Annotated in this window: 7 protein-coding genes; all 7 read right to left on the bottom strand. The window is 68.8% G+C overall.

Annotation, left to right across the window (positions count from 1 at the left end):
* Positions 1 to 750, bottom strand: a 750-nt coding sequence (locus ACIRP7_RS38115) for a hypothetical protein (RefSeq protein ID WP_403669250.1), incomplete at its 3' end; no start/stop codon positions are given.
* Entirely contained in the window at positions 747 to 1,541 is a 795-nt protein-coding gene (locus ACIRP7_RS38110) for a hypothetical protein (RefSeq protein ID WP_403669247.1), read from the bottom strand. The genes ACIRP7_RS38115 and ACIRP7_RS38110, both read right to left, overlap by 4 nt.
* A 250-nt stretch (positions 1,542 to 1,791) precedes the next feature.
* On the bottom strand, positions 1,792 to 2,559 hold the full coding sequence (locus ACIRP7_RS38105; RefSeq protein WP_403669244.1) for a transposase: 768 nt from the start codon (positions 2,557 to 2,559) through the stop codon (positions 1,792 to 1,794).
* A 119-nt stretch (positions 2,560 to 2,678) separates the two neighbouring features.
* Positions 2,679 to 3,422, bottom strand: a complete 744-nt coding sequence (locus ACIRP7_RS38100; RefSeq protein ID WP_403669241.1) for a Crp/Fnr family transcriptional regulator — start codon at positions 3,420 to 3,422, stop codon at positions 2,679 to 2,681.
* Positions 3,423 to 3,610: 188 nt separating this feature from the next.
* Complete coding sequence (locus ACIRP7_RS38095; RefSeq protein ID WP_403669238.1) at positions 3,611 to 4,597, bottom strand: ScbA/BarX family gamma-butyrolactone biosynthesis protein; 987 nt, start codon at positions 4,595 to 4,597, stop codon at positions 3,611 to 3,613.
* 382 nt (positions 4,598 to 4,979) lie between these two features.
* Positions 4,980 to 5,456, bottom strand: a complete 477-nt coding sequence (locus ACIRP7_RS38090) for a flavin reductase family protein (protein WP_403669235.1) — start codon at positions 5,454 to 5,456, stop codon at positions 4,980 to 4,982.
* A gap of 311 nt (positions 5,457 to 5,767) precedes the next feature.
* Entirely contained in the window at positions 5,768 to 6,877 is a 1,110-nt protein-coding gene (locus ACIRP7_RS38085; RefSeq protein ID WP_403669232.1) for an LLM class flavin-dependent oxidoreductase, read from the bottom strand.
* Positions 6,878 to 6,894: the final 17 nt, after the last annotated feature.

The following is a 6,894-nucleotide window of genomic DNA, read 5'->3' as shown; positions in this document are numbered from 1 at the left end:
CGACATCTGGTTCGCCAACGCGGACAGGTCGCGCCCAGCTCGCATCACATCCGCACCCGCAAAAGTCGAGTACTGGCGATACCCCGCGATCGTCTCGGGGACCAGGCGAACCGCATGGTCCACGCGGTGCTCAGCTATTAGCCGGGCGATCATGTTGCGCCGGGCCTCCGCGAAATCGATCTGGTTGTTAACCGTCGCCTTATCGGGCAGTGTGACGGCCGCCGATGAGCCGGATGCTGGCTTGCCGGTCAGCGGGTCGGGTGGCTCGAAGCACAGTACCCAGCTGCTGATCTCGGCATAGGCGCCGGCATAGACCTGGATCCATCGGTCGGCAACCTCGACAGTGATGGTCCAACGACCAGTCGCCTGATCGATGGTCGAATCGGTGACTATCGCGTCGACGGCAATATGGAAGGCCGTGTTGTCGTCGGCGAATATCTCTTGCTCTGGGGTGATCTGCATCATGTGCACGGTGGCGGCGCTCGAGTGGATCACGTGTTGCTGTTCGGGGCGTTTCGGATCGTAGTTCGCGAGGACCAAGCCAGTGCCGATCGTGTTGCTCCTGCGCCGGAGCACGCCGTCGCTTACTCCCCAGGCACTGATCCACGCCTGGGTGCGGACAACGGCGAGGGTATTAAAGGGCGCAGGCCCTGCCACCGGAATGCGCACTATGGGCTGCCAGTCGGCGAGCGGGTACTGGTAGGGAAGTTTCGGATAGATGTCGAAGAATGTCGGCAACGGACTGTTCATGCTGGCCCCTTGAACGTGCCAGCAGTGAAATCGACGCCTGCCCGGACGGGTTGCGCGACGGTCAGGGTCACCAGGTCACCGTTCGGCACGACGGGATCCACGGTTACCTCGCCGGGTCCCTGCAATCCGCTCTGAGCCACGGTCACTTTGAGCTGCCGACCTTTAGGTGGCTCGGCGATTCGGTAGGTGGCACGGCAAGTATCTTCCGAAATGATGACGGAAACGATTTCGCCAGGAGTTATCGGGGTCAGGTGCTCGATCGTGCCGCCCAGCCCCCCGGTCACCTCCGTGGTTGTTCGATCGTTGGCCATTACAGAGAACACCCCGGACACCCCAGCAGGACTCGGCGACGCCGGCCGGAACATCGATGTCGGCCAACTGATCGTGCCGGTAATTTCGGTTACGACTATCCGCGTGGTCAGTACGACCTGGTAGGCGAAGCGGTTCAGGGTCGACGGTTCACCCATCAGTGCGAGATTGGTGACCAGGACGAGTTCCCCGGCTTCATTGACCTCCAGGCGCGCCTGGTCGGTAGCGAAGGCCCATGAGGTGTCGTCGTTGCCGATGCTGGCAAGCCCGACGTGGACTGTCGACTGTTCCATCGTCCCAGCAGGTTCGCGCAGTTGAAGGCGACAGACTTCCCGGTGGGTGGTGTCGTCTTTGATGCCCCACTCCGGCCGTGCGATCCCGGAGATCACTACGAGATTGCGGCCACCGACGCCGAGATCGGCCTTCAGCACGGCATGGCCCGCGACGTGAGCGGGCTGGAGAACATCAAGGTCAATGGGCATAGCTACCGCCTTCGGAGAAGTGGCGAAGCGACCGATTGAAGAGATGCCGTGCCGGGCGTTGCGTCACTCTGCGACGCTTTAAACGAGCACCCCACCAGTTCGACCGCGAAGGTCACTAGCTAGCACAGCCACCATTCGTCATCTTATTTCGTTTGACACCATTTCGCCACAGATGATGCCGCTAAGGGCTGTCCCGTAAATGATCTTCGGTGCGGCCAGGGTGCAGTCGGCGGCGGCGGGGACCGCTCTCCTATCCCGCGAGGTTGAGGTTGTGCAGGCGGGCAATGCCGCGCATGGCGTGATGGACTCCATCGCCTTTGAGTCGGCAGTCGCGCAGTATCTTCCAGCACTTCATGCGAGCGAAGACGTGCTCGACGCGGGCTCGTAGCTGTTTGTGGGACTTGTTGTGCGCTTCCTTCCAGGCGGGCAGTTCCTCGCCCTTGCGGCGGCGGTGCGGCATCACCAGGCCGGTGCCCGGGTAGCCGCCGTCGGCGATCGTCATGGTGGCCCCGACGGCATCCTTGGCGCCGGATTCTGCCCACGCCGTGCAGTCGTTGCGGTTGCCGGGCAGCGGGCGGCCGATCACCACGACGAGACGGGTGTCGGCATCGATGACGACCTGATGGTTGGTGGAGTACCGGTAGTTTTTCGACTGTTCGGCCACCGTGTGGTCCCGGGTGGGGACCAGCGTGCCGTCCACGATGAGCACGGTGTCCTTGCGGAACCGCTTTCGGGGCGGAAGTGCGAGCATCGGTCCGAGCTGGGCGATGACGCGGTCCGCGGCGGACTTCGAGATGCCGAACAGCGGCGCGAGTTGGCGCAGCGTCAGGTTGGTTCGCCAGTACGCCGTGACCAGCAGAACCCGGTCCTCCAGGGGCAGGCCCCACGGCCGCCCCCGCCGCACCTCGTCGGCGCCTTCGCGGCGCAGCGCAGTCACCAACTTCCCGAAGCGTCGCGGGCTCATCCCGGTGAACGGGGCTATCCAGGACGGTTCTGACGCCGTGATCACACCAGCCACACCAAGATCATCTCACCCGTGGTCTACAGGCTGGAAATGGTTGTCACTTGTGCCCAGTGTCCAAGAGTGCGTCACCTTCCGAGCGGATCCAGCACTGCTCGGCCAACATCTCAGCCGCGTCACCGCGGGCGAGGAAAGTCGCCCATGGCTCGGTGCCCTGCCTGCCGAGGCGGTCGATGCGCGCGGCCTCGCGGGATTGAAGGTCGTCCAGCGCCTCGATCACAGCTGCAGGCCGTTCCCCGTAGGCAGCACAGAGCGCATGAAGGCGAGCCTGCAGGGTGCCGGAGCCAGTGACCGACGCTCGTCGCTGACTTTTCGGCCGTGTTGAGAGCCAGGCCGGCCAGTGACGCCAGTTCCCTCTGGGTGAGCGTCACGCCGAGGGCGCAGCGTCTGCCGTCGCCGTCCGGCTCGGACTGGGCGTAGGCCTGGCTCAGTTCGGCCAGCACCCGGGCCAGCCGGGTCAGCGAGTCGTACGCCTGGAAATCGATCCGGCGCCGGTTGGCCCAGCGCAGCCGGGCGCTCAGCATGTGGAGAATGGCCCGCATGGCGTCCGGGTGAGCGCTGAGGAAGGTCTCCAGTGTGCGCACCTGGATGATCCGGGCGGTCACGTCACTGCACGCGACCACCGTGCCGGATCTGGGGCGCTCCTCGAAGGCCGCCATCTCGCCGACCAGTTCACCCGCTATACGGACCGCGAGCAGCATGTCGTAGCCGCTCTCCGCGCTGGCGACGACCTTCACGACCCCTTTCGTGATCAACAGGACGTGCCGGCTCTCGTCGCCCTGCTGGAGCAGTGCGCGATGCGCCGGATAGGTGATCGGGGTGCCCAGGTCCAGGAGTTCCTCGCGTGTCGCATTCCGCAACCGGCCGAGAAAGGTGGACGGCGGCCACACATGATTCACCAGCACCCCCGACGTCTCAAGTGTTTGACCATGCTGCCGTCGAGCCGCGTACCCGCGCATGCACAGGGCGGCATACGGCCGGAATTCTCGGTTGGTAGCCGGAATTGACCGAATGCGCGTCCTTCACCGGGGCAGGTCGGCAACGCTGCTCAACCGCAGACATTCGCCACCACCAGGCTGTCGAAGGCGAGGCGGTCGGACTGCCAGGCGGTGACGCGCAGGGCGGCGTCCTCGGTGGCGTCCTGAGTGGGGAGGCGGGTCGCGGAGATGTGGCAGGGGGTGGCCAGGGCCACGGGGTGGTGGAAGGCGCTGCGCAGTTCGACGGGGAGGACGCGGTAGGGGGCGCAGGCCGCCTGGATGGCCTGGCGGGCGGCCTCCAGGAGGACCATGCCGGGGACGTCGGCCGTGGGGTGGTCGAAGAGCACCGGGTGGCCGGGGTCGATCCGCAGGTCCCAGGACAGGCCCCGGCGCTCGGCGGCGGAGCCGGGGACGCCGAGCACCACGTCGTGTGCGTCCAGGCGGCCCACGATCGCGGGCGGGACGGGGTCCGGCAGGGGCGGGTACCCGCCGCCCTCCCCTGCGGCGGGGTCGCGCCGGTCCGACACGTTCAGGGTCAGCCGTCCCGCGCCGGCGAAGTCGCCGCCGCGCAGCAGATCGGCCTCCAGGGTGAGGGCGGTGAGGGTGCCGCGCCTGCGCCGTACCTCCGTGGCCCTGAAGTCCAGGCGCATCTCGGCGGGTCTGGCACCCAGGAGCAGGGCGCCCGGCACCATCTCGAACTCCAGTTCGGTGATGGTGACGTGGTGATCGGCCGGGACGCCGTAGTACGTCTGCCCGACCAGGAAGGACGCCTGACGCAGCGACTCCGCGGCGAGCAACGGGTCGTACCAGGTGCCGGCGACCGGTGCGTAGAAGTGGTGGCCGCGCGGCCACTGCGCGCCCAGCCGGAACGTGTCGGGGCCCAGCTGCCGCCAGTCCGTGATCAGTACCTCGGCCACCGCGCTGCGGGCCACGAGGTGGCGCGGGGCGGTCCGGACGAAGTCCAGGTCACGATCGAGGTCGGCCTCGACCCAGGCGTCCGGTGGAAGGGGGAGGGTGGGTGTGGGGTCGGTGGGGGACACGCGGGTTGCCTTTCTCATGGGCGTCGACGCTGGGGCGCGGGGCCTACCGGTGCGGGTGCCGGACGGACCGAAGGCGGCGGTGACTTCGGGCCGGTGGCGTCGGGCGGCTACGAGCAGCGACGGGCGGTGTGAGGTGCGGCGGGGCGGTGCGATCGCGAGAGGACGGGTGCCGGGCCGGTGCGATCGCGAGAAGACGGGTGCCGTGCAGGTGCCTGGCCTGACGGAACGGCCCGGGCCGCACTGGCCTGGACTGGTCGCGGCCGGGCCTGGGATGCGGGCCGAGTGGAGCTGGTCCGGCCAGGTGTGACGGGACTGCATGCAGGCCATGCCTGGTCGCGCCGCACCCGCGCCACACCCCGACCCGTGCCCACCGGCACTGGTGCAAGCCCGTGCCCGAGCCTCAGGCCGCCGCCAGCGCCGTGAAGCGGCCCGCGTGGAACACCAGCGGTCCCGCCTGGTCCGTGAGGGCGCCTTCCAGGGCCTCGGCGATGACCAGTTCGTGGTCGCCCGCCCGGTGGACCGTGCTGATACGGCAGTCCAGCCAGCCCAGTCCGTCGGTGGGGATCGGGTGGCCGGCCCGGGTCGTCGACCAGCCGTCGCCGGCGAACCGGTCGGCGCCCTTGGTGCTGAACAGCCTGCACAGCTCCGCGTGCCCGTCGCCGAGGATCGTCACGGCGAAGTGTCCGGCCTCGCGGATGGCCGGCCAGGTGGAGGAGGTGTCCGCGGCGCACAGGGCGACCAGCGGCGGGGTCAGGGAGACGGAGGTGAAGGAGTTGACCGCCATGCCCTTGGGACCGTCGGCGGTGTCGGCCGTGATCAGCACGACTCCCGTGGTGAACCGGCCGAGTATGTCGCGGAACGAGCGTTGCTCCAGCATGAGTTCTTTCCCATCGGACGGGACGCCCGGCCGGACCGGCGGACCGACCCGGCGAGGCGTGACGAGGCGTGACGAGGCGTGACGAGGCAAGGAGAGGAGGGGGGAGAGGGGGAGAGAGGGGCGGGGAGGGTGTAGGGCTTCCGGGAGGACCTTCGCGGGCCGAACGGGCGGCCGGGGCCCGGCAACTGCGGCCGGTGATCGCCGGGTCCGCTGGGGAGGCAGCGGGGGCCCCGGCAACGACGGGACGGCGCACCGGAGTTCGCAGCGCCTTACGGCCGGGCCCCGTGCGGTGGCTCGCCCAGCCCTTGCGCCTAGCCCTTGCGGCTGGCGATCGCGAAGTCCACCGCCTCCTGCGGGCGGGCGGCGGAGCCGTTGAGGCGCGGGGCGACATAGCGGGCCAGCAGCTCCATGCTGCGGTTGGTCTTCTCCCACGACGTCCAGTCGGCGACGTAGACCAGCAGGGTGCCGAAGCCGCCGGTGATCTCGTGCAGCCGCTCGATGCCGGCGACCACGTCGTCCACGGAGCCGACGAGCGCGCCGCCGGCCTCCACCCGGGCCTCCAGTGCCCGCTCACGCGGCACGTCCGGGCTGAGGACCTCGCGGCCGGCCGCCTTGCCGAAGTACTCGAACAGCCAGCGGTCGTAGCCCTCGCGGACGTCCGCGTACGCCTCCTCGCGGGTCTCGGCCACGTGCACCGGCAGGGCGATGCGCCACTTGTCGCGGTCCAGGGTCTGCCCGTGCTCGGCGGCCGACTCCTCCGCGTACTTCCACTGGTGGGCGAGGTTGATGTGCGCGGGCGCGCCCGGTGTCAGCAGGGCGAAGGGCAGGGCGAAGGACGTCATGCTCAGCCCGTACTGGCCGATCAGGCGCGGGCTCGACTGCGAGGTGCCGGAGGTCGCCACGGCCACCTCGATGCCCTGCGGGGAGAAGCGCGGCAGCTGCAGCTTGGCGTCGCGCAGATCGAACCAGTCGGTCTGCTGGGTGATCCGCTCGTCGCCGTTGACGAGTTCCAGCACGGTGGGAAGGGCTTCCTCCAGGCGGCGGCGCTGCACCGGCTGCTCCAGGCCGAACATCTTCGCGTCGAAGGGCACGCCGGGGCCGACGCCCAGGATGTACCGGCCGCGCGTCAGGTGGTCGAGGTGCACGGCCCGGCTCGCCACATGGAAGGGGTGGTGGCCGGAGAGCGGTACGACACCGTGGGCCAGCTTGATCTGGCGGGTGCGCTGGGAGGCGGCGGCGATCAGGGTCTCGGGCGCCCCGACCAGGCCCCAGCCCAGCGTGTGGTGCTCGCCGAACCACGCCTCGTCGAAGTTGAGGTCGTCGACGTACTCGACGAGGTCCAGGTTCCGGCGTATCGCCAGGTTCGGGTCCTGGCCGGTCTCGTGGACGGGGGACAGGAACAGACCGATACGGCTGTGCACGATGAGCCTCCTGAGAG

It is taken from the genome of Streptomyces sp. NPDC102270 (genome assembly GCF_044766405.1).
In the GTDB taxonomy this organism is placed as follows: Bacteria; Actinomycetota; Actinomycetes; order Streptomycetales; family Streptomycetaceae; genus Streptomyces.
Note: the sequence above shows the minus strand (reverse complement) of the source record. Positions and strands in the feature narration are given on the sequence as shown.